The sequence below is a fragment of the Microbacterium sp. P26 genome (assembly GCF_023712585.1).
GTDB classification, from domain to species: domain Bacteria; phylum Actinomycetota; class Actinomycetes; order Actinomycetales; family Microbacteriaceae; genus Microbacterium; species Microbacterium algihabitans_A.
Map to the genome: position 1 here is coordinate 353,055 of NZ_JAMAXZ010000002.1, position 23,841 is coordinate 376,895.

Below are 23,841 nucleotides of genomic sequence, written 5' to 3' on the forward strand. Positions count from 1 at the left end.
CGCCGTGGCCGTCGATCGAGAGCGCGTCGCCGCTCTGGTACGTGAGTTGCTGGAGGCGATCGGGGAAGACCCCGACCGCCCCGGCCTCCGCCAGACCCCGACGCGTGTCGCCGACTCCTGGGCGGAGTTCTTCTCCGGCGTGAACCAGGATGCCGGGGAGCCCTTGTGGCACACCATCTCGGTGTCGCAGGGACCTGCGCCCGACACGCTGCCCTCGGGCGCGGTGATGCTGCGCGACATCGCGTTCCGGTCGATGTGCGAGCACCATCTGCTCCCGTTCCGCGGCCGCGCGCACGTCGCCTACCTGCCGGGCGAAGAGGTCGTGGGTCTCGGGGCTCTGCCCCGGGTCATCGACATCCTCGCCGCCCGTCCGCAGGTGCAGGAGCGACTGGGGGAGCAGGTGGCGGATGCCATCGCCTCGGCCCTCGACGCGCGTGGCGTACTCGTGGTGCTCGATGCGACGCACGAGTGCGTGACGATGCGGGGAGGGCGCCAGCTCGACGCGTCGACCGTGACGATCGCCGCGCGCGGCGTGTACGTCGAGCCCGCCGCCCGATCCGAGCTGGTCGCTCTGATCGGGGCGCGCGCGTGACCCTCATCATGGGGATCGTCAACGTCACCCCCGACTCGTTCAGCGACGGGGGCCGCTACATCGACCCCGACGTCGCGATCGCCCACGCGCGGAGCCTGCGCGGCCAGGGCGCCGATCTCCTCGACATCGGCGGCGAGTCGACGCGCCCGGGGGCATCGCGCGTGGCCCCGCGGGTCGAGCAGCAGCGCGTGCTCCCGGTCGTCGAGGCACTGGCCGCCGAGGGCGCGTGGGTCAGTATCGACACGATGAACGCCTCGACGGCCGCCGCCGCGGCGCGAGCGGGTGCGCGGCTGATCAACGACGTCTCGGGCGGCCTCGCCGACCCCGAGATGCTCTCCGCCGTCGCCGGAACCGACGCCGAGATCGCCCTGGGGCACTGGCGCGGCCCGTCGGCCGAGATGTACGCGCGGGCGGACTACGCCGACGTCGGTCGAGAGGTGGCCGCCGAACTGGCCGAGCGGGTCGAGGCGGCGCGCGCAGCCGGCATCGATCCGGCGCGCATCGTCGTCGACCCGGGCATCGGCTTCGGCAAGCGCGGGGCGCAGAACTGGCAGACGCTGCGCGCGCTGCCGCACCTCGTCGCGTCGGGGTACCGCGTGCTCGTCGGCACGAGTCGGAAGCGATTCCTCGGCGACGCGCTCGGCGACGACGCCGATCTCGCCCGCCGAGATCTGGCCACCGCCACGACCAGCGTCCTGGCGGCGCGCGACGGCGCCTGGGCCGTGCGCGTGCACGACGTACCGACCACCCGCGACGCGCTCGCCGTCGCCCGCGCTTGGGAGGCTTGATGGATGCCGCTGACCGCATCACACTGACGGGGGTGCGGGCCGTGGGCTTCCACGGCGTGTATCCCGACGAGAAACGCGACGGACAGGAGTTCGTCGTCGACGCTGCGCTCGACCTGTCGCTGCGTCGCGCGGCCGAGACCGACGACGTGGTCGACACCGTCCACTACGGCGAGCTCGCCGAACGCCTTGTCGCCGTCGTCGAGGGGGAGCCGGTCGACCTCATCGAGACGCTCGCGCAGCGCCTCGCCGACGAGGTGCTGACCGACCGACGCGTCGAGACCGTCACGATCACGGTCCACAAACCGAAAGCGCCCATCACGGTGCCGTTCGGCGACGTGTCGGTGACGATCACGAGGGGGCGGTCGTGAACGTGCGTCTGGCCCACGGCCTCGACGCGGCTCCGCGCTCGACGCCCGTGCCCGCGGTGGTCGCCCTCGGCGCCAACCTCGGCGAGCGCGCCGAGACACTCGCCGCCGCCGTCGACGAGCTGCGGCGCTTGACCCTCACCTCGGACGTGCGGGTGTCGCACCCCATCGAGACGGTCGCGGTGACCCTCGACGGCGAGGACGAGGACGCCCCCCGCTACCTCAACGCGGTCGCGGTGCTGCAGACGCGGCTCTCGCCCGCCGAGCTGCTGGCGTCGCTGCACCGCATCGAGGCGCGCCACGGTCGCGTGCGTCGCGAGCGGTGGGGCGATCGCACGCTCGATCTCGACCTGATCGCGTACGGAGACGAGATGATCGACCGCGACGACCTGGTCGTACCGCATCCCCGGGCGCACGAGCGCGAGTTCGTCCTCGCGCCGTGGGTGCAGATCGATCCGGATGCCGAGATCCCGGGCCGCGGCCGCGTCGCCGACCTGCTCGCCGGACTCCGGGGGAGCGACCGATGAAGCGTACGGGAGCCGGCATCCTGATCATCGCCGTCATCATCGGGCTCGTCTGCGGCTTCGTCCTCGACACCGCGCTGACGGCCATGGGGCGCGCGACGTTCTCGCCGGCCGTGAGCCTGCCCACGATCCTCGCGTTGCTGGGCGCGGTCATCGTGGTGCTCGCGGTGCCGGTCTTCCGCGCGAGCCGCGGTCGCAGCGAGCGGCGCATCGACCCGTTCCGGGCGCTGCGCATCGCGATGCTCGCCAAGGCGTCGTCGCTGCTGGGGGCTGCGGCGGCGGGGTTCGCGCTCGGCCTGCTTGCCTTTCTGCTGAGCCGTCCGGTGACGCCATCGGTAGGCTCGATGGGGACGATCATCGCGACGCTCGTGTGCGCTGTCGTCCTGGTCGTCGCGGGACTCGTGGCCGAGCAGCTGTGCACCATCCGGAAGGACGACGATGACGACACCCCCGGAGACCTCCCCGCCGGCCCCGTCGGGATCTGACGCCCCCGCGTCCTCGCCGGAGGCGGTGACGCAGGGTGCCGTGCTGAGCGAGCGCACCTACGACCGCATCCTCGAGCCTCGTTCGGAGCGACGGCTGCCGCTCGGCGACGGCACCTGGTACCAGCTCGCGCGGGCCTACGTACGGGTGCAGCTCATCTCGCAGGGTGCGGTGTTCGTCCTGGTGGCCGCCGCGGCGCTCGTCGCGCAGCTGCTCACCGGGGTGATGTGGCAGTGGATCCCCGCGGGAGTGATCCTGCTCGTCACCGCCATCGGGCTGATCATCACGCCGCGGCAGGCGCGATCGGTCGGGTACCAGTTGCGCGACGACGACCTGGTCTTCCGTCGCGGCATCCTGTGGCAGCGCGTCGTGGCCGTGCCCTACGGCCGCATGCAGCTCGTCGACATCACCCACGGGCCGCTCGATCGCGGCTTCGGCATCGCGCAGCTCAAGCTCGTGACCGCCGCCGCCTCGACGGGCGTCACGATCCCCGGGTTGACGCAGGAGGCGGCCGAGCACCTGCGCGACACCCTCGTCGCTGTCGCCGAGACCCGTCGGACCGGCCTGTGAGCGACCCGGCACCTCCGGCCGGCCCCCCGAGTGGCCTGACGCCGCCGAGCCCCGTGGGCGCGCCGGGCGCCGACGCCCGTCCGCCCGCAGCCGCCCCGGCCGCCGCCGCCCGTCCGTCGGGCCCGCTCCCAGCGGTGCCGCGCGTCAGCGTGCGATCGCCGTACAGCGACGGCGAGTGGCACCGGCTGCATCCGCTGACGCCCCTGTTGCGCGGCGGTCTCTCACTGCTCGTCATCATCGGAGTGCTCGTCGCCAACCTCCGGGAACGGTTGATCGAGTGGTTCTTCCCGGTCGTCACCGAGCTGCCTCCCGGCGGCATGCCGCCCGACCCGGTCGACTTCCTGTTCTCCCACAATCTGATCCTCATCGCGGGTGGGGTCGCTCTCGCCGTGGTGCTCGTGCTGCTGGCGCTCTTCCGCCTGTCGTGGCGGTTCCACACCCTGCGCATCGGCGACGACGACGTCGAGGTGCGTTCGGGCGTCCTCTTCCGCACACATCGGCGCGCCCCGCTCGATCGGGTGCAGGGCGTGAACCTCACGCGCCCGATGCTCGCCCGTCTGCTGGGGCTCGCCAAACTCGAGGTCGTCGGCGCGGGCCTCGACGCGAACGTGAAGCTCGAGTACCTCTCGGGCAAGGACGCCGAGGCGATCCGCGGCGACATCCTCCGCCTCGCTTCCGGTCGGCGGCTCGCCGAAGCGCGCGAGGCGGGCAGCGAGCGGTCGTCACTCGTGCGCCAGGCGGCCGAGGCTGTCGGCTCCGGGTTGCAGGGCATCGTCGACGGTGAGGACTTCTCCGACGCCGAGCCGCAGAGCATCGTGCGCATCCCCCTGGGGCGCCTGGTGGCCTCTCGCGTGCTGAGCGGGTCGACGATCGTGCTCATCGCCCTCGTGGTCGGGATCATCGTGGCAGCGTCGGTGTCGACGCTGTGGCTGTTGTTCACCGTCGTCCCGATGTTCCTCGCCTTCGGTGCGTATTACGTGCGCTCGGTCGCCCGGGGGCTCCGGTATTCGATCGCCCCCACCCCGGACGGCGTGCGCGTCACCTTCGGGCTGTTCACCACGGTGTCCGAGATCGTCCCGCCGGGCCGCGTGCACGCCATCGAGGTGCGTCAGCCGCTGATGTGGCGCCCCTTCGGATGGTGGTCGGTCTCGATTAACCGCCTCTCGGGCCGCGCGTCCACCGACACCAGCAACGACCAGCTGGCCGCAGTGCTGCCCATCGGCACCCGCGCCGACGTCGAACGGGTGTTGGGGATCTTCGCGCCGGGGCTGTCGGACGACGAATGGACACTCGTGTTCCGCGACGGCATCCTGGGTCCGGTGGAGAACGACCCCTACGTCACGACCCCTCGCCGCGCGCGGTGGCTGCGGCCCTTCTCATGGCGTCGCAACGGCCTGCTCGTGACAGCCGATGCCCTGCTGATGCGCCGCGGGTGGATCTGGCGCTCGCTGAGCGTGCTGCCCCTGGCCCGGTTGCAGTCCGTGGGGCTGCAGCAGGGTCCGATCGCGCGCGCCGCGGGAACCGCGACCGTGACCGGACACGTCATCGCCGGCAATGTGCAGACCTCGATCGGCGCGATCGACCGCGCCGACGCGCTGGAGATGTTCGCGCGCGCGGCGCGAGGCGGCGTCGCCGCCGCGGCCACCGATCGCACTCACCGGTGGGCCGGATGAGCGGCGGTCGCGACGGGCGCTTGGGCGTCGGGGTGATCGGCGCGGGACGCGTCGGCCCGGTGATCGCGGCCGCCCTCGCCGGTGCCGGGCATGCGCTCACGGGGATCACCTCGGGCTCCGACGACGACCGCGTCGAAGCGATCCTGCCGGGTTTGCCGGTGCTGGCGGCCGACGAGGTCGTACGCCGCAGCGAACTCGTGGTGATCGCCGTTCCGCATGACGAGCTCGCAGGCCTCGTCGCCGGACTCGCCGAGATGGGTGCCTGGCAGCCCGGTCAGCTCGTGCTGCACACCAACCCCGCGTACGGTTCGCGCGTACTGGATCCGGCCGCCCGCCTCGGCGCGATCCCGCTCGCCATCCACCCGGCGATCGTCTTCACCGGGGTCTCGTCGGTCGACCTGCGCCAGCTCGCCCAGTCGTATGCCGCGGTGACGGCCCCCGCTCCGGTGCTCCCGATCGCGCAGGCCCTGGCCGTCGAGCTCGGGTGCGAGCCCGTCGTCGTGGCGGAGGACGACCGTGCGACGTATGCGGAGGCGATCGCGACGGCCACAGAGTTCTCGCGCTCGATCGTGCGCCAGTCGTCGGAGCTCCTCAGGCGCGTCGGCGTCGAGAACCCCGGCGGATACCTGTCGGCCCTGGTGCGTTCCAGCGTCGACCAGGCGCTCGTGGAGGGCGCCGGGCGGGGCGGACTCGTCGGCGACGCTACGATCGACGAATGATCCGCACCCTCGAGGATCTGCGCACCCGACTCGGCGAGATCCGAGGCGCAGACCGATCCTCCGGCGGCCCCCGCGTCGCGCTCGTCTCGACTCTGGGCGCCCTGCACGACGGCCACATCGACCTCATCCGTGAGGCGCGCGCGCAGGCCGAGGTCGTCGTCGTCTCGACGTTCGTCAACCCGCTGCGCTTCCGCACCGCAGACGACACCGCGCGCTACCCGCGCTCGCCGGAGGCCGATGAGATCGTGCTGCGCGATCTCGGTGTGGACGTGGTCTTCGCCCCGAGCGCGAGCGAGTTCCTGCCCGCCGGCACCGCCACGACCCGCGTCTCGGCGGGCGATGTGGGCCTGCGCTACGAGGGCCGGGTGCGTCCGTTCTACTTCGACGGCGTGCTCACGGTGGAGGCGAAGCTGTTCCACCTCGTGCGGCCCGACGTCGCCGTCTACGGGGAGCGCGATCTGCAGCGGATCTTCCTCGTGCGCAAGATGGTGCGCGATCTCGACTTCGCCGTGTCGGTCGCGACCGTGCCGACCGTGCGGACCGACGACGGGCTGCCCGTCTCGAGCCGTGTGACGCTGCTCGAGCCGGCGGACCGCCGCGCGGCGGCGGCCCTGCCCCGGGCCTTGGAGGCCGCGGCGTCCAACGCCGACCTCGGGGTCGACGCGTGCATCGCGGCGGCGCAGTCGTCGCTGATGGGCGAGGCGCGCATCACGCTCGAGTACCTCAGCGTCGTGGATACCGAGACGTTCCTGCCCGTCGACGAAGGCCACCACGGCCGGGCGTTCGCCCTGATCGCCGCGACCGTGGGCGGGCACCGCTTCATCGACAACGCGGAGATCTCGCTGCGCTGACCTCTGGCCGGTCAGCGCCGGGACGTCGGTGGGCCACGGGGCCCTCGAGCGCGGCGAATAGACTGGAGCAGACCCCGAGGAGCCTTTCTGATGACCGACGCGCCCGCGAACGACGCCGCCGAACCGACCGAAGACGAGGTCTTCGAACAGAAGGCGGTACGCCTGGCCAAGCGCGAGCGTCTGCTCGCCGAGCGCACGGACGCCGCGGGTGGGCCCTACCCGGTCAGCGTTCCGATCACGACGACCATCCCCGAGCTGCGCGCGCGCTTCGGCGACCTCGAGGCGGGAGCCGAGACCGGTGAGACCGCCGGCGTCGCGGGCCGCGTCGTGTTCAGTCGCAACACCGGCAAGCTCTGCTTCGCCTCGCTGCAGGCCGGCGACGGCAGCCGCATTCAGGCGATGGTGTCGCTCGCCAGCGTGGGCGAGGAGTCGCTGCAGGCGTGGAAGGAGCTCGTCGACCTCGGCGACCACGTGTTCGTCTCGGGCGAGGTGATCTCGAGCCGCCGCGGCGAGCTGTCGATCATGGTCGCCGAGTGGAGCATCGCGGCCAAGGCCGTTCTGCCCCTTCCGAACCTGCACACCGAGCTGAGCGAAGAGAGCCGCGTGCGCAGCCGTTTCCTCGACCTGATCGTGCGCGACCGTGCGCGCGAGACCGTGCTGGCCCGCGCCAAGGTCAACGCGAGCCTGCGTCGCACCTTCACCGAGCGCGACTTCGTCGAGGTCGAGACCCCCATGCTGCAGGTGCAGCACGGTGGCGCGAGCGCGCGCCCGTTCACGACCCACTCGAATGCGTTCGACACCGAGCTGTTCCTGCGCATCGCGCCCGAGCTGTTCCTCAAGCGCGCCGTCGTCGGCGGCATCGACCGCGTGTACGAGATCAACCGCAACTTCCGCAACGAGGGCGCCGACTCCACGCACAGCCCCGAATTCGCGATGCTCGAGGCCTACCAGGCCTACAGCGACTACAACGGCATCGCCGATCTGACCCAGACGCTCATCCAGGACGCCGCGATCGCGGTCGCCGGCTCCACCACCGTGACCTGGGCCGACGGGACGGAGTACGACCTGGGCGGGCAGTGGGACCGCATCTCGATGTACGACTCGTTGTCTGCGGCATCCGGTCACGAGATCACCCCCTCGACCTCGCTGGATGAACTGCGCGCTGTCGGCGCCGAGGCCGGGGTCGACGCGCCCCCGCACGAGACGCACGGCAAGTGGGTCGAAGAGCTGTGGGAGCACTTCGTCAAGGGTGGCCTGACCCGACCGACCTTCGTCATGGACTTCCCGCTCGACACGAGCCCGCTCGTGCGCGAGCACCGCTCGATCGCCGGAGTCGTGGAGAAGTGGGACCTGTACGTCCGCGGCTTCGAGCTCGCGACCGGGTACTCGGAGCTGATCGACCCCGTCATCCAGCGCGAGCGGTTCGTGGAGCAGGCGAAGCTCGCCGCGCGCGGTGACGACGAGGCGATGCCGATCGACGAGGAGTTCTTGCGGGCGCTCGAGCACGGCATGCCGCCGACCGGTGGAATGGGCATGGGCATCGATCGTCTGCTGATGGCGATCACCGGTCTCGGAATCCGCGAGACGGTGATGTTCCCGCTCGTGAAGTAGGCCGCTCGAACACCCACTCGGGCAGGCGGCCTCCGTCGATCATGCTCAGCATGATGCCGCTGAGGCCATGAGCGCTGTCGATGTCGAGCGCGTGCTCAGCGTAGGTGGCGGCGTGCGTCGAGCGCCCCACCGCCCAGGCGAGCCATGCGCACGCCGAGAGCGATCCCGGGCGACGACGTGACGGCACGGTCGCGGCGACGAGGCGGCACAACGCCAGCGCGCGGTGCAGGCGGTCCGGATCGGGGTGTGCCCCCTCGCCCCACATGGGGCGTGCGAGGTCTTCGGGGAACGCGGCGCCCGCGTGGTACGCCGTCTGAGCGCCCAGCACGGCGTATCCGTCGCGGATGTCGCCCGCCCACTGCATGAGGGCGACGTCGCGCAACGACGGGCGCTCGAGGCAGAACGAGACGGCGGCGAGCTCGCGCGGCGTCAGCTCCGACGGGGCGCGCGAGATCGCGTCTTCGAAGAGAAGGGGCGGTTCGGCCAGCAGCGACGCCGTGGCCGTGGCGACGGCGACCCGATCGAGGGGCAGGCGGCGGCGTTCCGCCACCGTTCCGAGCACGTGCTCCATCGCGTCGATCGCCTCGGCCACGACCTCCGTGAGGTCGTCGTCGACCCCGGGCAGTTCGGCGGCGGCGTACTGGTCGTCGTCGATGCGGGCGTCGGGCAGCCCGGCCTGCGACTCGTCGATCTCCGGGAGCGGATACGGCCCGGTCGGCGACGGTGCGCGGTGATCGTCCCACCCGTCGGCACCGACGATCAGAGCCTCGGTGATGCGCAGGCCGCAGATCTCGGCTCGCGCGATGGTCGCGTCGACGAGCGGGCCGTGCGCCGACGCGGCCGCCTCGGCGAGGGGCTCGTCGGCGTAGACGACGACGGCCACGGCATCGGCCGTCGCGACCTTGCAGGCCATGCCGATCACGGTGGAGGCCACGCTGACGCAGGCGGTGGGGTCGCTGCTCGGGGGCAGGTCGACGCGCATCGCGCCGAGCGAGCGTCCGCGGGCGAACGGCACGAGCACGAGGCTCCGGCGCGGAACGCACCCGAGCAGGTGGGGGACGAGGGAGAGGAACGAGGCGGGCGTGGACGCGGGGACGATGGTGGTCATGGGCACGAGAGTGCCGGGATGCGCGGGGCGCGCGCGGCGGTGGATACCTCGATCGTGGACGAATCCACCGAACCCGCTCCTGGGGAGAAGGGGGAGCCGGCCGGATGTCGGAGCACCGCGGGTATCCTGGACACATGGACGAGACCTGGACCGCGATGCTGTGGGCGATCCTGCCGACCCTCGTGGTGTCGGTGGTCTTCTTCTTCATCCTCCGCAACGTCATCCGCATGGATCGCACCGAGCGCAAGGCCTACGCCCGCATCGAGGCGCAGGAGCGCGCCAAGCGCGGTCTCCCGCCGGTCGCGCGCGCCGGCGACGGACCCGCGAACTGACACCGGCGCGGCCCCGTGTCGGGGGCCGTCGCTACGCTGGGTGCACAACCCGCCCAGGAGGATCCGTGATCAACGCCACGTTCGACGCGAGCTGGCTCGTCATCACGCTGTTCGTCGTCGACCTCGTGGTGCGCATCGCCGCCATCATCATCGTGCCGCGCAACCGCCGCCCGACGGCCGCCATGGCGTGGTTGCTGGCGATCTACTTCATCCCGTTCGTCGGGGTCTTCCTGTTTCTGCTGATCGGAAACCCGCGTCTGCCGCGCAAACGGCGACGCAAGCAGGCGGCCATCAACGAGTACATCCACGACACCAGCGCCTCGCTCGAGTTCGGCACGCTGCGCCCCAACGCCCCGCAGTGGTTCCGCTCGCTCGTGAGCCTCAATCGCAACCTGGGAGCCATGCCGATCGCCGGCGACAACGCCGCGACCCTCATCTCCGATTACCAGCAGAGCCTGGATGCCATGGCCGACGCGATCCGCGAGGCGAAGCGGTACGTGCACGTGGAGTTCTACATCCTGCAGTCCGACGAGTCGACCGACAACTTCTTCCGTGCCCTCGAGGAGGTCGCGGAGCGCGGTGTGATCGTGCGGGTCCTGATGGATCACTGGGCCAACCGCGGCAAACCGCATTACAAGCGCACGATGCGCCGCCTCGACGCGATGGGCGCGCACTGGCACCTCATGCTGCCCGTGCAGCCGCTGCGCGGCCGGTACCAACGTCCCGACCTGCGCAATCACCGCAAGCTGCTCGTCATCGACGGCGACGTCGCCTACATGGGTTCGCAGAACGTGACCGACTCGTCGTACAACCTGCGCAAGAACATCCGTCGGGGGCTGCACTGGGTCGACCTCATGGTGCGCGTGCAGGGCCCCGTGGTCGCGAGCATCAACGCCGTCTTCCTCTCCGACTGGTACAGCGAGACCGACGAGACCCTCCGCCACGAGATCGACTTGTTCAGCGTGACCTCGGGCCCGGGCGATCTCGACTGCCAGATCGTGCCGTCGGGCCCCGGCTTCGACTTCCAGAACAACCTCAAGCTCTTCCTCGGACTGCTCTTCGCCGCCCAGCGGAAGATCATCATCGTCAGCCCGTACTTCGTTCCTGACGAGGCGCTGCTGCTCGCCATCACGACGGCATGCCAGCGCGGCGTGCACGTGGAGCTGTTCGTCTCCGAAGAGGGCGACCAGGCGATGGTCTACCACGCGCAGCGCAGCTACTACGAAGCTCTGCTGGGTGCCGGCGTGGTCATCTGGATGTACCGCAAGCCGTTCATCCTGCACAGCAAGAGCGTCACGATCGACGACGAGGTCGCCGTCATCGGCTCGAGCAACATGGACATGCGCTCGTTCGGTCTGAATCTCGAGGTGTCGATGCTCGTGCGGGGCGAGGAGTTCGTGCGCGACATGCGCGCGGTCGAAGACGTGTATCGAGGGCTCAGCCGCCAGCTCACCGTCGAGGAGTGGCGTCACCAGCCGCTGCGCTCGACGATCCTCGACAACCTCGCGCGCCTCACCTCGGCCCTCCAATGACCGCCCGAGGGTGCGCCGCGTCGACGCGCCCGCGGGCAGGACACACCCCGCTTCGCCGACGCCGTCCAGGAAACTCCGCCATCATGGGCGCAACTCGCCCCCGGAGGTTCTCATGTCCCGTCCCCGTCTGACGCTCATCGCCGTGATCGGCGCCGGTCTGCTCGCGGCCGGAGCCCTCACCGGCTGCGCCACGGCCGCATCGACGCCGGGTTCGACCCCCTCGTCGTCATCGACTCCGGATGCCGAGGGCACGGCATCCGCCGACTCGATCCAGGCCGGCTGGCTCGAGGGGGGCGGCGCGATCGCCCTGGTGACGCTCGGCAGCTCGTCGTGTCCCCCGGTCGTGGAGGGGGAGCCGAGCGTCGAGGGGACCACCCTGACCGTGGCACTGGCCGACTCGCCACGGACGACGTGCACGCGCGACATGGCCCCGCGGGCGACCCTCGTCAGCGTGCCGAGTGGGGTGGATCCGACGGCCGGACTCGCGGTCCGCGTGACCGGTGCGGCCGAAGGCGCGGCGATGCTCCCGGGCCTCGCCGCGGCCTCCGCGACCCCGGAACAGTTCACCTCGAGCGCCGGCTGGGTCGGCCGCGACCTGCTCGCCGTCCTCACCTACGGGAGCTCCGGCTGCCCGCCGGTGGTCGAATCGGTCACCGCGGCAGGGTCCGAGCTGTCGGTGCAGTTCGCGACGCCGCCGGCCGACCAGATCTGCACCATGGACCTCGCGCCTCGCGTGACGATGGCCGACGTGACCGGCGTCGCGAGCGCCGAGGTCGCCTCGGTCACGTTGTCGGGCGGCGGCGTCGAGGCACCGGAGCCGATCGCCATCCTCGGCTCGCGCTGACCCCGGTCGCTGTCAGCGCGAGGCGGCGACCGATGGTCGCTCAGGACGGGTCGATCACCAGGAGGTCGCCGACCTCGCACTCGAGCACCCGGCAGATCGCCGACAGCGTCGAATAGCGGATCGCCCGGGCGCGGTCGTTCTTCAGCACCGACAGGTTCACCACCGAGACCCCGACGAGCTCGCTCAGGCGGGTCAGCGTCATGCCCCGGGCCTCGAGCAGCTCGTCGAGACGGCAGTGGATGCCGGTGGGCCCGTCGTCCGTCGCCGCCGGGGTCATACGAGGCCCTCGGTGTCGCGCTGCAGGCGGTCGCCGACCGCGAAGGCAGTGCCGGCGAGGGCGACGACGAAGGCGACGCCGAAGATGGACAAGAGATCGACCGTTCCGACGACGGCGCGATCGTACGTTCCGTCGGACAACAGCGCTAGGGCGCCGTTCACGGCCATGTTGTGGAAGAACGGAACGAAGTACATGCCGGCGATGGCGACGAGGCCCGCCGCCGTGACGAGGGCCGTGTGGCCACGCGAGAAGATCCGCCCGCGCAGGATGCCGAAGCACAGGATGAGGAGCAGAGTCACCACCGTCACCATCGCGACTGCGACCAGCACGTGGCTGACGACGAGCGCGCCGAGCGCCGCGGGCTGAAGCGAGGCCACCGTCACCGACGCGGAATCGAGCTGCACGGCGACCGTCGCTCCGTCGGGCCCGAGCGGCGCCTGGGCCTCGGTGGCAACGAAAGGCGCCAGGAGGGTGATGTCGCGGTTGGGCAGGACCTGTGCGATAGCGATGACGGACTGCACCACGGCGGCGATGGCGATCGCCACTCCTCCGATGAGGAAGAGCACGAAGCCGATCGTGTCGCCGCGGGAGAGGACGCGGGGAGGTCGGGGGGAGGCCATGATCGCTCCTTATCGATGATCGTTGTTATCGGTTATCGATAAGGTAACGACTATCGATGGGTTCCGCAAGGTCGACCGTGCAGACGGTATGCCCACGGCGAACATGGGTCTCAGGCCTCCGGCCGCTGGTTACTCTCGTTGTACGGCGCGCGGAGGCGTGCCTGTCAGCCCATTTTTGGAGGGACTGAGGATGTTCGAGAGATTCACCGACCGTGCTCGTCGTGTGGTTGTGCTCGCCCAAGAAGAGGCGAAGATGCTCAACCACAACTACATCGGAACCGAGCACATCCTCCTGGGCCTCATCCACGAGGGTGAGGGTGTTGCTGCCAAGGCGCTGGAGTCGCTGGGCATCTCGCTCGACGCCGTCCGCGAGCAGGTGCAGGACATCATCGGCCAGGGCCAGCAGCAGCCGACCGGCCACATCCCCTTCACGCCCCGTGCGAAGAAGGTGCTCGAGCTGTCGCTGCGCGAAGCGCTGCAGCTGGGCCACAACTACATCGGAACCGAGCACATCCTGCTCGGTCTCATCCGCGAGGGTGAGGGCGTCGCCGCACAGGTGCTCGTCAAGCTCGGCGCCGACCTGAACAAGGTGCGCCAACAGGTCATCCAGCTGCTCTCGGGGTACCAGGGCAAGGAGCCCGCGGGCGTAGCCTCGGGTGCCGGCGAGCAGAGCCAGGGAGCCGCCCAGGGCGGTTCGGCCGTGCTCGACCAGTTCGGCCGCAACCTCACGCAGGCCGCGCGCGACAACAAGCTCGACCCCGTCATCGGGCGCGAGAAGGAGATCGAGCGCGTGATGCAGATCCTGTCGCGCCGCTCGAAGAACAACCCCGTCCTCATCGGCGAGCCCGGTGTCGGAAAGACGGCGGTCGTCGAAGGCCTCGCCCAGGCCATCGTCAAGGGCGACGTGCCCGAGACGCTGAAGGACAAGCAGGTCTACTCGCTCGACCTCGGCTCGCTCATCGCCGGATCCCGCTACCGCGGTGACTTCGAGGAGCGCCTGAAGAAGGTCACGAAGGAGATCCGCACGCGCGGCGACATCATCGTCTTCATCGACGAGATCCACACCCTCGTCGGTGCGGGTGCCGCCGAAGGCGCGATCGACGCCGCGTCGATCCTCAAGCCCCTCCTCGCCCGCGGTGAGCTCCAGACCATCGGTGCCACCACGCTCGACGAGTACCGCAAGCACTTCGAGAAGGACGCCGCTCTCGAGCGCCGCTTCCAGCCGATCCAGGTGGCCGAGCCGAGCCTGCCGCACGCGATCAACATCCTGAAGGGTCTGCGCGACCGGTACGAGGCGCACCACAAGGTGCAGATCACCGACGGCGCGATCGTCGCGGCGGCCAACCTCGCCGACCGCTACATCAGCGACCGCTTCCTGCCCGACAAGGCGATCGACCTGATCGACGAGGCCGGTGCCCGCCTGCGCCTGTCGATCCTGTCGAGCCCGCCGGAACTGCGCGAGTTCGACGAGAAGATCGCCAAGGTCCGCGAGCAGAAGGAGCTCGCCTCCGAGGAGCAGGACTTCGAGAAGGCCGCCGCCCTGCGCGACGAGGAGAAGTCCCTCCTCGCCGAGCGTCTGCGCCTCGAGAAGCAGTGGCGCTCGGGTGACGTCGCCTCCCACGCGGTGGTCGACGAGGGTCTGATCGCCGAGGTGCTCGCCCAGGCGACCGGCATCCCGGTGTTCAAGCTCACCGAGGAGGAGTCCAGCCGCCTCATGTTCATGGAGAAGGCCCTGCACCAGCGGGTCATCGGCCAGGAAGAGGCGATCGCGGCCCTCTCGCGCACGATCCGTCGTCAGCGCGCGGGCCTCAAGGACCCCAAGCGCCCGTCGGGCTCGTTCATCTTCGCCGGCCCCACGGGCGTCGGAAAGACCGAGCTCGCCAAGGCGCTCGCCGAGTTCCTCTTCGACGACGAGGGTGCGCTGATCTCCCTCGACATGTCGGAGTTCGGTGAGAAGCACACGGTGTCGCGTCTGTTCGGTGCCCCTCCCGGATTCGTTGGATTCGAAGAGGGTGGCCAGCTCACCGAGAAGGTGCGCCGCAAGCCGTTCTCGGTCGTTCTCTTCGACGAGATCGAGAAGGCTCACCCCGACATCTTCAACTCGCTGCTGCAGATCCTCGAAGAGGGTCGCCTGACCGATGGTCAGGGTCGCGTCATCGACTTCAAGAACACCGTGATCATCATGACGACGAACCTCGGTTCGTCGGCGATCGCCGGTGGCCCTGTCGGCTTCCAGGTCGAGGGCAGCGCCCAGACCTCGTACGAGCGGATGAAGGGCAAGGTCGACGAGGAGCTGAAGCGTCACTTCAAGCCCGAATTCCTCAACCGCGTCGACGACGTCATCGTCTTCCCGCAGCTGAACAAGGACGAACTGCGTCAGATCGTCGGTCTGTTCGTGAAGCGTCTGGCCGACCGTCTGCTCGACCGCGACATGACCGTCGAGCTGTCGGACGAGGCGAAGGACAAGCTCATCGACATCGGGTTCGACCCGACGCTCGGTGCTCGCCCCCTGCGCCGCGCCATGCAGCGCGAGGTCGAAGACCGTCTCAGCGAGAAGATCCTGCACGGCGAGCTCGAGTCCGGCGATCACGTCAAGGTCGGCGTCGAGAACGGTCAGTTCTCGTTCGAGACCAGCCCTCGCGGTGAGAAGGTCGCCATCGGGGTCGGCACGGCCGGCGAGATCGCAGCGACCCCCGACACGCTCGCGGGCAGCTGATCGCATAGCGAAGGAAGGGCTCGGATGCCACGGCATCCGGGCCCTTCGTCGTTGCGGCGTACGCTGGTTGGATGACCTCTTCCGCGCCGTTCGTCGTCCGCCCCGCCGGAACCGCCGACGTCCGCCGCATCCACGAACTGCTCGAGCCGTTCGTGCAGAAGCGCATCCTGCTGGGCAAAGACCTCGTCGTGCTCTACGGGTCGGTGCAGCAGTTCGTCGTGGCCGAGGCCGACGGAGTCGTCATCGGCTGCGGTGCCCTGCACGTGATGTGGGACGACCTCGCCGAGATCCGCACGCTCATCGTGCACGACGACTGGCTGCATCACGGAGTGGGTCGAGCGATCGTCGAGGTGCTCGAGGCCCGGGCCCGTGAGCTGGGCGTCTCGCGGCTGTTCTGCCTCACCTTCGAGGTCGACTTCTTCACGCGGCGCGGGTTCGCCCCGATCGGCGAGCAGGTCGTCGACCCCGACGTGTACTCGCAGTTGGTGCGCAGCCCCGACGAGGGGGTGGCCGAGTTCCTCGACCTGGCGCACGTGAAGCCGAACACCCTGGGCAACACCCGCATGCTCAAGCAACTGTGAGCGTGCCGTGGCGGGGGCGCCTCTCTGCTGCGCCTACCCTTGAACCATGACCGATGCCCCCCGTAGGCGGAGGCAGTCCCCGGCGGTCTACCGTCGACGTCGTCTCGCGGCCGGGCTTCTCGCCCTGATCGTGATCGGCCTCGTCGTGTGGCTCGTCGCGGCTCCGCCGTGGCGCACCGCCCCCACCGCCGATGCTCCGCCCACCCCTGTCGCGAGCGCGCCCGCCGTCGCGCCGAGCTCCGCCGCGCCCGCGGTGGCCGACTCCCCGTCGCCGTCGCCCACCCAGGCAGCGCCCTCCGGACCGGTGGAGTGCACGCCCTCGGACATCACGGTCGAGGCGCTGTCGGACAAGGGGGAGTACGCGCAGGGCGAGAACCCTCAGCTGTCGATCCGCCTGACCAACACCTCGGCGAACCCCTGCATCATGAACGTCGGTACGAGCGCGCAGTCGTTCACCGTCACCAGCGGCTCCGACGTGTGGTGGCGTTCGACCGACTGCCAGTCGGAGCCCAGCGACATGGAGGTCACCCTGTCGGCCGGGCAGACCGTCACGAGCTCCGCGCCGCTGACCTGGGACCGCACGCGTTCCTCGGTCGGCACGTGCGAGAGCGAGCGCCCGTACGCCCCCGGCGCCGGAGCGACCTACCACTTGAGCGTGTCGATCGGCGGGATCCCCTCGACGGGGACGGCGTCGTTCGTGCTGCGCTGACCCGAGCACGGCGAGGGGCGGATGCCGCGGCATCCGCCCCTCGCTTTTTTCGTCAGGAGCGCCGGTCGGTGCCGAACACCTCGCCCTCCATGGCGTCGTAGCCCTCCTGCTGCGGGTCGCCGTGCAGGCCGCCGGACAGGGCGTACTCCTCCTCGGGCGAGAGCACCAGTCGGTGCCGACCGTAGACGGCGAAGGCCACGAAGATCACCGCGTAGACCGCGATGATCGCGACGATCGCGAGCAGGTACGCGGAGTTCAGCAGCAGGCCGAAGAACACCACGGCGGCGATGATCGCGGCCGAGTACGCGCCGAACAGGCCCCATGGGCTCTTGTAGGGCCGCACGGCGTTCGGGAACTTCCGGCGGAGCACGATGAACGAGACCATCTGCAGGAAGTAGGCCAGCACCGCGCCCCACACGGCGATGTTCAGCACGATCGCGCCGGCCGGGCTGGCGTCACCTCCCGCGGCCTGGACCACCACGAGGGCGATGAACCCGAGCACGGCGCCGAAGACGAGGGCGACCCACGGGGTCTTGCGCTTTCCGGTGAGAGAGAGCCACCGCGGGTAGTACCCGGCGCGCGAGAGCGAGTACATGTTGCGCCCGTAGGCGAACATGATGCCCATCAGCGACGCGAGCAGGCCCACAAGGGCGAGCAGCGACAAGAGCGCGGCGGCCTGATCGCCGACCATCGCGCGGAAGCCGTCGAGCAGCGGTTCGACCGATTCGCCGGTCGCGTCGGCCCCGAGTACGCCGGTGTTGAGGAAGAGCACGATGAGGCCCGTCACGATGAGCGTGCCGCGGGCCCAGAGGCCGGCGCGCGGGATGTCGCGGGCCGGGTCGTGCGACTCCTCCGCGGCGAGGGGGAGCTCCTCGATGCCGAGGAAGAACCACATCGCGAAGGGGAGGGCGAGCAGGATCGATCCGACGCCGAACGGGAGGAACTCGGTGTTGCCGGGGTCGGGTGTCTGATCCCACAGCGAACCCCAGTCGAAGGCCCCGGATGCCAGCGCCATGACCCCGAAGACCACGATGATGCCGATGGAGATGATCGACACGACGATCGCGAACCCGAACGAGATGTTGGCGCCCGCCGCGTTGAGGGCGATGAACAGGGCGTAGAGGATGATCCACCACACGAACGACGGAAGGCTCACGCCGGTGAGGAGCTCGAGGGCCGAGTCGGCGTACTGGCCCGAGAAGTAGACCACCACCGCGGTGGTGGCGACGTACTCGATGGTCTCGGCGAGGCCGGTCGCGAGGCCACCCCAGGGGCCCATCGCCGACCGGGCGAACGAGTAGGCGCCGCCGGTGTGCGGCATGGCCGCCGCCATCTCGCCGATCGAGAAGGTGAGGCCGTAGTACATGATCACGAGGATGACGAAGGCGATCAGCATGCCTCCGAAGCCGGCGAAGCCGATGCCGAAGTTCCAGCCGGAGAAGTCGCCCGAGATGACGGCGGCGACCGCGAGGCCCCACAGCCCCCACACGCCGGCGGAGCGTTTCAGGGTGCGTTTCTCGAAGTAGGTGGCGTCGGTTGCCGTATAGGTGGCTCCGGCGACCTTTTTTCGTGAGTGGCTCGAGGTGGACATGGGGCCTCCAGACGTGTCGGGCAGGCTTCGGGCTCGCCTTTGCGGAAGATCATGGCCTTCTATTGGTCGACCTGTCTACCTTTGGCGTGTAAGTTCCTCGTTACGTCCTCCGCTCGGGAGGGCGTCGTTGAGGCGAGAGGGACACCATGGCGGGCAATCTCACCACCGCGGAGCTGGATGCCGCGATCGATGCGGGAGAGATCGACACGGTCGTCGTGGCCTTCCCCGACGCGCAGGGCCGCCTCGTCGGCAAGCGCGTCGCGGCGCGGTTCTGGCGCGACGAGGTGCAGGGCCACGGTGCCGAGGCGTGCAACTACCTGCTCTCGGTCGACGTCGACCTCAACACCGTCGACGGCTACGCGATGTCGAGCTGGGACAAGGGCTACGGCGACATGCTGCTCGTGCCCGACCTCGACACGCTGCGACGCGTGCCCTGGCAGCCCGGAACCGCGCTGGTGATGGCCGACCTCGCCTGGGAGGACCGCGCCCGCGTGGTGCAGTCGCCCCGCGGCATCCTGAACGCCCAGCGCGAGCGGCTGGCCGAACGCGGCCTGACCGCCTACGCCGGCACGGAACTCGAGTTCATCGTCTTCGACGACTCGTTCCGCGACGCCTGGGCCAAGGGGTACACGCACCTGACGCCCTCGACCGACTACAACGTCGACTACAACCTGCTCGCTACCACCCGGCTCGAGCCGCTGCTGCGCGACATCCGCGTCGGCATGGACGGGGCAGGGATGTACTGCGAGGGCGTGAAGGGGGAATGCAACTTCGGTCAGCAGGAGATCGCGTTCCGCTACGCCGAGGCGCTCGAGACCGCCGACAACCACACGATCTACAAGAACGGCGCGAAGGAGATCGCCGACCGCCACGGCAAGTCGCTCACGTTCATGGCCAAGTTCAACGAGCGCGAGGGCAACAGCTGCCATATCCACCTCTCGGTGCGCGGCGACGACGGTGCGGCCGTCATGGCGGGCGACGAGGAGCACGGTTTCAGCCCCCTGATGCAGCACTGGATCGCCGGCATCCTCGCCACCCTCCGCGAGTTCACGCTGCTGTACGCCCCCACCATCAACTCCTACAAGCGCTACGCCAAGGGGTCCTTCGCGCCGACCGGCGTCGCCTGGGGTGTCGACAACCGCACGTGCGCGCTGCGCGTGGTCGGTCGCGGGTCGTCGCTGCGCGTGGAGAACCGCGTGCCCGGGGGAGACGTAAATCCGTACCTCGCGATCTCCGCGATCATCGCGGGGGGCTTGCACGGCATCGAGGACGAACTCGAGCTGCCCGCCCCGCTCACCGGCAACGCCTACGCGGCGGGCGTCGACACCCTGCCCACCACCCTCCGCGACGCCGCGAAGCTCTTCTCCGAGTCGAGCATCGCCCGCGCCGCCTTCGGCGACGAGGTCGTGGAGCACTACCTGAACCAGGCGCGCATCGAGGTCGAGGCCTACGACGCCGCCGTGACCGATTGGGAGCGGGTGCGTGGTTTCGAGCGCCTCTGATCCGAGCAGGACCCCCGTCGTGGGGCTCACCACCTACCTCGAGCGCGCGAAACAGGGAGTCTGGGACGTGCGCGCCTCGTTCCTGCCGCAGCAGTACTTCGACGCCGTGACCGCCTCGGGCGCCACCGCGGTGCTGCTGCCTCCGCAGCCGCGGCCCGAGCAGGCCGCCGCGGCGGTGCTCGACGGGCTCGACGGGCTGATCCTCACCGGCGGCCTCGACGTGCAGCCCGAGCTCTACGGCGCCGAGCGCCACCCCACGACCGACCCCGCGCGCGCCGACCGCGACGCGTGGGAGATCGCGCTGCTCGCGGGGGCGCGCGAGCGCGGTATCCCGGTCTTCGGCATCTGCCGCGGACTCCAGCTCATCAACGTCGCGATGGGCGGCACGCTGCACCAGCATCTGCCCGAGGCGCTCGGCACCGAGAGGTACCGCATCGGTGGCGGCGTCTTCGCCGAGAACGTGGTGGAGGTGGATGCCGACACCCGGCTCGCCGGCCTCGTCGGCGCCGGGGCGCTCACCGTCCACAGCTATCACCACCAGGGCGTCGACCGTGTCGCCGACGGCCTGCACGTCACCGCGCGCACCGACGACGGACTCGTGCAGGCCGTCGAGGTCGACGGCGACGACTACCTGGTCGCCGTGCAATGGCATCCCGAGGAGAACGCCGAGGACCGGCGACTCTTCCTCGGACTCGTCGCCGCCGCAGCCCGACACCGGGCCGCACGTTTCCCCGAGCACCAGAAAGCCACCGCATGAGTTCCTTCACTGTCATCGATCCGTCGACCGGAACGCCGATCACCACGCTCGAGCGCGCCGACGTCGCCGAGGTGGACGCCGCCGTCGCCGACGCCGTCCGCGCGCAGCGCTCGTGGGCCGCCCTCGCCCCCGTCGCCCGCGCCGATGCGCTCCGCTCGTTCGCCCGCGTCGTCGAGACGCACGTCGACGAGCTCGCCGCCCTCGAGGTGCAGAACTCCGGACACCCGATCGGCTCGGCCCGGTGGGAAGCCCAGCACGTCGCCCAGGTGCTCAACTACTACGCCGGTTCTCCCGAACGCCTGATCGGGTCGCAGATCCCGGTCGCGGGCGGACTCGATGTCACCTATCACGAGCCCTACGGCGTCGTCGGGATCATCGTGCCGTGGAACTTCCCCATGACGATCGCCGCGTGGGGCTTCGCGCCGGCGCTCGCCGCGGGCAACGCCGTCGTGCTGAAGCCCGCCGAGCTCACCCCTCTGACGGCCGTTCGTCTCGGCGAGCTGGCGCTCGAGGCGGGACTCCCCGCGGGGCTGTTCCGCGTCGTCGTCGGATCGGGCTCGGTCGTCGGCCAGCGCTTCGTCACCCACCCCGACGTGCACAAGGTCGTCTTCACCGGATCGACCGAGGTCGGCACCGAAGTGGCGGCCGGGTGCGCCCAGCTGCTCAAGCCCGTCACCCTCGAGCTGGGCGGCAAGAGCGCGAACATCGTCTTCGCCGACGCCGACCTCGAGAAGGCCGCGGCGGGCGTCCCCGGCTCGGTGTTCGACAACGCCGGCCAGGACTGCTGCGCGCGCAGTCGCCTCTTGGTCGAGCGCAGCGTCTTCGACCGATTCCTCGAGATGCTCGAGCCGGCGGTCGCGGCCTGGAAGGTCGGTGATCCTCACGACGAGGCGACGCAGATGGGGCCCCTGATCTCGGCACCCCACCGCTCGAGCGTGCAGGGCTTCCTCGACGGCACCGAAGTCGCGTTCCGCGGATCGGCCCCCGAGGGCGACGGCTTCTGGTTCGCCCCCGCCGTGGTGCTCGCCCAGCCGGGCGACCGCATCGCCCGCGACGAGGTGTTCGGCCCTGTGCTGGCGGTCATGCCGTTCGACGACGAGGCGGATGCCATTCGCCTCGCCAACGACACCGCCTACGGCCTCGCGGGCTCGATCTGGACCGAGAACCTGGGTCGCGGCATCCGGGTCTCGCGTGGCGTGCGCAGCGGGGTGCTGTCGGTGAACTCGCACTCGTCGGTGCGGTACTCCACCCCGTTCGGCGGCATGAAGGCCTCGGGCCTCGGTCGCGAACTGGGTCCGGATGCCGCCGAGCACTTCACCGAGACCAAGAACGTCTTCTACGCCACCGAGTGACCGCCCCTCTCCCGACTGCCCGCCGCCCGACCCCCTCGTCCCAGTTATGACGATCCTTGTCCCACTTATGGCTCCCCGAGAGGCCCTGAACCAGCCATAAGTGGGACGAGGTTCGGCTCGAAAGGAACCACCGCACCATGACCATCGACCTCACCCAGCGCCTGCGCGACCGCGTCGCCATCGTCACGGGAGGCGCGAGCGGCATCGGCCTCGCCACCGCCCGACGCTTCGCCGCCGAAGGTGCCCGCGTGGTGATCGCCGACCTCGACGAGACCACCGGCACGGCGGCCGCCGCCTCGGTCGACGGCGTCTTCCGTCAGGTGAACGTCGCCGACGAGGACTCCGTGAACGCCCTCTTCGACGGCGTCGCCGCCGACCTCGGCAGCGTCGACATCGCCTTCAACAACGCCGGCATCTCACCCGCCGACGACGACTCGATCGAGACGACCGAGCTGCCCGCGTGGGACAAGGTGCAGGACGTCAACCTGAAGAGCGTGTACCTGTGCTCGCGTGCGGCGCTGCGCCACATGGTGCCGGCCGGTCGCGGGTCGATCATCAACACCGCCTCGTTCGTCGCGCTGCTGGGCTCGGCCACCTCGCAGATCTCGTACACCGCGTCGAAGGGCGGCGTGCTCGCCATGACCCGCGAGCTCGGCGTTCAGTTCGCGCGACAGGGCATCCGCGTCAACGCGCTGTGCCCAGGACCCGTCAACACCCCGCTCCTGCAGGAGCTGTTCGCGAAAGACCCCGAGCGCGCGCAGCGCCGCCTCGTGCACGTGCCGATGGGCCGGTTCGCGGAGCCGGAGGAGATGGCCGCTGCCGTGGCCTTCCTGGCATCCGACGACGCCTCGTTCATCACCGCCACGGCGTTCGTGGTCGACGGCGGTATCACCAACGCCTACGTGACCCCGCTCTGAACCTGACGTGACAGGCTGAGAGGGTGAGCGAGGCGCCCCTGGACGACCTGCGGCGGGCCGTCTACCGGCCCGTGCGCACCGGCAACGCGCTCGAAGACACCACCGCGCGCATCGTGCAGACCGTGCGGCTCGGGCTCGTCGCCCCGGGGGAGTCGTTGCCTGCCGAGCGCGAGCTCGCCGCCCTCTACGGCGTCAGTCGAGACACGGTGCGCGAGGCTCTGCGGGAATTGTCGGATGCCGGGTGGCTCGAGACACGGCGAGGTCGCTACGGCGGGACCTTCGTCGTCGACCCCGTGCCGCGGCCGTCAGAGCCGGCGGTCGTGTCACCCGCCGAGCTCTCGGACGTGATCGCCCTGCGCGGCGTGCTCGAGCCCGGGGCCGCCTGGGCCGCGGCCGGTCGATCGCTTCCCGCTGAGGAGCGCGATGTGCTGTGGGCGCGGCACGAAGCGGCGGCGGTCGCCGGGGGAGCGGACTACCGCCGACTCGACACCCTGCTGCACCTCACGATCGCCGAGCTCGCCGGCATCCCGTCGCTCGTCCCCCTCGTCGCCGACAACCGCGCGCGCGTGAACGCCTGGCTCGACACCTTTCCGCTGCTGCCGCGCAACATCGACCACTCCACCTCGCAGCACGCGGCGATCGTGTCGGCGATCCTCGCCGGACGACCGGATGCCGCCCATGCGGCGATGCGGGATCACCTCGCCGGGTCGGCGGCGCTGTTGCGGGGCTTCCTGGCGTAAGGGGTCGCAGGTCGCGCGAGGTGCGGTTCGGGGCGGGTTCTGCACGTCGGGGCGGACATCGTCCGCCCCGACCGACGGAATGCGCCC

25 protein-coding genes are annotated in these 23,841 nt (G+C 70.3%); 21 read left to right on the forward strand and 4 right to left on the reverse strand.

Annotated elements, in window-relative coordinates:
* The first annotated feature begins 4 nt into the window (after positions 1–4).
* The 10 genes from folE to lysS all read left to right on the forward strand — a co-directional run bounded on the left by folE (position 5) and on the right by lysS (position 8,176).
* Positions 5–592 (forward strand): GTP cyclohydrolase I, encoded by a 588-nt coding sequence (gene folE / locus M3667_RS05290; RefSeq protein ID WP_251505930.1) that lies wholly within the window; start codon positions 5–7, stop codon positions 590–592.
* Entirely contained in the window at positions 589–1,380 is a 792-nt protein-coding gene (folP, locus tag M3667_RS05295) for a dihydropteroate synthase (RefSeq protein WP_251505933.1), read from the forward strand. Before folE ends, folP begins: the two co-directional genes overlap by 4 nt.
* The gene (gene folB, locus M3667_RS05300) at positions 1,380–1,748 is read left to right on the forward strand and encodes a dihydroneopterin aldolase (RefSeq protein WP_251505935.1); all 369 of its coding nucleotides are present in this window, start codon (positions 1,380–1,382) and stop codon (positions 1,746–1,748) included. Before folP ends, folB begins: the two co-directional genes overlap by 1 nt.
* On the forward strand, positions 1,745–2,272 hold the full coding sequence (folK, locus tag M3667_RS05305) for a 2-amino-4-hydroxy-6-hydroxymethyldihydropteridine diphosphokinase (protein ID WP_144830063.1): 528 nt from the start codon (positions 1,745–1,747) through the stop codon (positions 2,270–2,272). Before folB ends, folK begins: the two co-directional genes overlap by 4 nt.
* A complete protein-coding gene (locus M3667_RS05310; RefSeq protein WP_251505939.1) occupies positions 2,269–2,754 on the forward strand; it encodes a DUF3180 family protein in 486 nt (161 codons plus the stop codon). The genes folK and M3667_RS05310 overlap by 4 nt, the downstream gene beginning before the upstream one ends.
* The gene (locus M3667_RS05315) at positions 2,708–3,322 is read left to right on the forward strand and encodes a PH domain-containing protein (protein ID WP_251505956.1); all 615 of its coding nucleotides are present in this window, start codon (positions 2,708–2,710) and stop codon (positions 3,320–3,322) included. The genes M3667_RS05310 and M3667_RS05315 overlap by 47 nt, the downstream gene beginning before the upstream one ends.
* A 134-nt stretch (positions 3,323–3,456) precedes the next feature.
* Positions 3,457–4,995 (forward strand): PH domain-containing protein, encoded by a 1,539-nt coding sequence (locus M3667_RS05320; protein WP_251505959.1) that lies wholly within the window; start codon positions 3,457–3,459, stop codon positions 4,993–4,995.
* A complete protein-coding gene (locus M3667_RS05325; RefSeq protein WP_251505962.1) occupies positions 4,992–5,714 on the forward strand; it encodes a DUF2520 domain-containing protein in 723 nt (240 codons plus the stop codon). Before M3667_RS05320 ends, M3667_RS05325 begins: the two co-directional genes overlap by 4 nt.
* On the forward strand, positions 5,711–6,565 hold the full coding sequence (panC, locus tag M3667_RS05330; protein ID WP_251505966.1) for a pantoate--beta-alanine ligase: 855 nt from the start codon (positions 5,711–5,713) through the stop codon (positions 6,563–6,565). Before M3667_RS05325 ends, panC begins: the two co-directional genes overlap by 4 nt.
* 90 nt (positions 6,566–6,655) lie before the next feature.
* Positions 6,656–8,176 carry a lysine--tRNA ligase gene (gene lysS / locus M3667_RS05335; protein WP_251505969.1) on the forward strand — a complete coding sequence of 507 codons (1,521 nt, stop codon included), beginning with the start codon at positions 6,656–6,658 and terminating at the stop codon, positions 8,174–8,176.
* Here lysS and M3667_RS05340 read toward each other — a convergent pair.
* Positions 8,127–9,284: a DUF4192 family protein gene (locus M3667_RS05340; protein WP_251505972.1), complete on the reverse strand. Its 1,158-nt coding sequence runs from the start codon at positions 9,282–9,284 to the stop codon at positions 8,127–8,129. The two genes, lysS and M3667_RS05340, sit on opposite strands and share 50 nt — an antisense overlap.
* A 134-nt stretch (positions 9,285–9,418) precedes the next feature.
* Here M3667_RS05340 and M3667_RS05345 point away from each other — a divergent pair, with 134 nt between their 5' ends.
* The 3 genes from M3667_RS05345 (at position 9,419) to M3667_RS05355 (ending at position 11,992) form a co-directional block, all read left to right on the forward strand.
* Complete coding sequence (locus M3667_RS05345) at positions 9,419–9,616, forward strand: hypothetical protein (RefSeq protein WP_251505975.1); 198 nt, start codon at positions 9,419–9,421, stop codon at positions 9,614–9,616.
* A gap of 65 nt (positions 9,617–9,681) precedes the next feature.
* On the forward strand, positions 9,682–11,148 hold the full coding sequence (cls, locus tag M3667_RS05350) for a cardiolipin synthase (RefSeq protein ID WP_251505978.1): 1,467 nt from the start codon (positions 9,682–9,684) through the stop codon (positions 11,146–11,148).
* A gap of 112 nt (positions 11,149–11,260) precedes the next feature.
* Positions 11,261–11,992 carry a hypothetical protein gene (locus M3667_RS05355; protein WP_251505981.1) on the forward strand — a complete coding sequence of 244 codons (732 nt, stop codon included), beginning with the start codon at positions 11,261–11,263 and terminating at the stop codon, positions 11,990–11,992.
* A 40-nt stretch (positions 11,993–12,032) separates the two neighbouring features.
* On the opposite strand, the gene M3667_RS05360 is transcribed toward M3667_RS05355, so the two are convergent.
* Both M3667_RS05360 and M3667_RS05365 read right to left on the reverse strand, forming a co-directional pair.
* The gene (locus tag M3667_RS05360) at positions 12,033–12,269 is read right to left on the reverse strand and encodes a helix-turn-helix transcriptional regulator (RefSeq protein WP_144830033.1); all 237 of its coding nucleotides are present in this window, start codon (positions 12,267–12,269) and stop codon (positions 12,033–12,035) included.
* Complete coding sequence (locus M3667_RS05365) at positions 12,266–12,889, reverse strand: hypothetical protein (protein WP_251505984.1); 624 nt, start codon at positions 12,887–12,889, stop codon at positions 12,266–12,268. Before M3667_RS05365 ends, M3667_RS05360 begins: the two co-directional genes overlap by 4 nt.
* Positions 12,890–13,079: 190 nt before the next feature.
* Between M3667_RS05365 and M3667_RS05370 the strand changes: the two genes are divergently transcribed.
* The 3 genes from M3667_RS05370 to M3667_RS05380 all read left to right on the forward strand — a co-directional run bounded on the left by M3667_RS05370 (position 13,080) and on the right by M3667_RS05380 (position 16,895).
* Positions 13,080–15,605, forward strand: coding sequence for an ATP-dependent Clp protease ATP-binding subunit (locus M3667_RS05370; RefSeq protein ID WP_144830026.1), 2,526 nt, complete (start codon positions 13,080–13,082; stop codon positions 15,603–15,605).
* A gap of 71 nt (positions 15,606–15,676) precedes the next feature.
* Positions 15,677–16,186, forward strand: coding sequence for an amino-acid N-acetyltransferase (locus M3667_RS05375; protein ID WP_144830023.1), 510 nt, complete (start codon positions 15,677–15,679; stop codon positions 16,184–16,186).
* A gap of 46 nt (positions 16,187–16,232) precedes the next feature.
* On the forward strand, positions 16,233–16,895 hold the full coding sequence (locus M3667_RS05380; protein WP_251505985.1) for a hypothetical protein: 663 nt from the start codon (positions 16,233–16,235) through the stop codon (positions 16,893–16,895).
* Positions 16,896–16,947: 52 nt separating this feature from the next.
* On the opposite strand, the gene M3667_RS05385 is transcribed toward M3667_RS05380, so the two are convergent.
* Complete coding sequence (locus M3667_RS05385) at positions 16,948–18,486, reverse strand: amino acid permease (protein ID WP_251505988.1); 1,539 nt, start codon at positions 18,484–18,486, stop codon at positions 16,948–16,950.
* A 146-nt stretch (positions 18,487–18,632) separates the two neighbouring features.
* On the opposite strand from M3667_RS05385, the gene M3667_RS05390 reads away from it, so the two are divergent.
* The 5 genes from M3667_RS05390 (at position 18,633) to M3667_RS05410 (ending at position 23,754) form a co-directional block, all read left to right on the forward strand.
* Positions 18,633–19,988, forward strand: a complete 1,356-nt coding sequence (locus M3667_RS05390; protein WP_251505991.1) for a glutamine synthetase family protein — start codon at positions 18,633–18,635, stop codon at positions 19,986–19,988.
* A complete protein-coding gene (locus M3667_RS05395; protein WP_251505993.1) occupies positions 19,969–20,745 on the forward strand; it encodes a gamma-glutamyl-gamma-aminobutyrate hydrolase family protein in 777 nt (258 codons plus the stop codon). Before M3667_RS05390 ends, M3667_RS05395 begins: the two co-directional genes overlap by 20 nt.
* Positions 20,742–22,097, forward strand: a complete 1,356-nt coding sequence (locus M3667_RS05400; RefSeq protein WP_251505996.1) for an aldehyde dehydrogenase — start codon at positions 20,742–20,744, stop codon at positions 22,095–22,097. The genes M3667_RS05395 and M3667_RS05400 overlap by 4 nt, the downstream gene beginning before the upstream one ends.
* A 137-nt stretch (positions 22,098–22,234) precedes the next feature.
* The gene (locus M3667_RS05405) at positions 22,235–23,014 is read left to right on the forward strand and encodes a 3-oxoacyl-ACP reductase (protein ID WP_251505998.1); all 780 of its coding nucleotides are present in this window, start codon (positions 22,235–22,237) and stop codon (positions 23,012–23,014) included.
* 23 nt (positions 23,015–23,037) lie between these two features.
* Positions 23,038–23,754, forward strand: a complete 717-nt coding sequence (locus M3667_RS05410) for a GntR family transcriptional regulator (RefSeq protein WP_308196433.1) — start codon at positions 23,038–23,040, stop codon at positions 23,752–23,754.
* Positions 23,755–23,841: the final 87 nt, after the last annotated feature.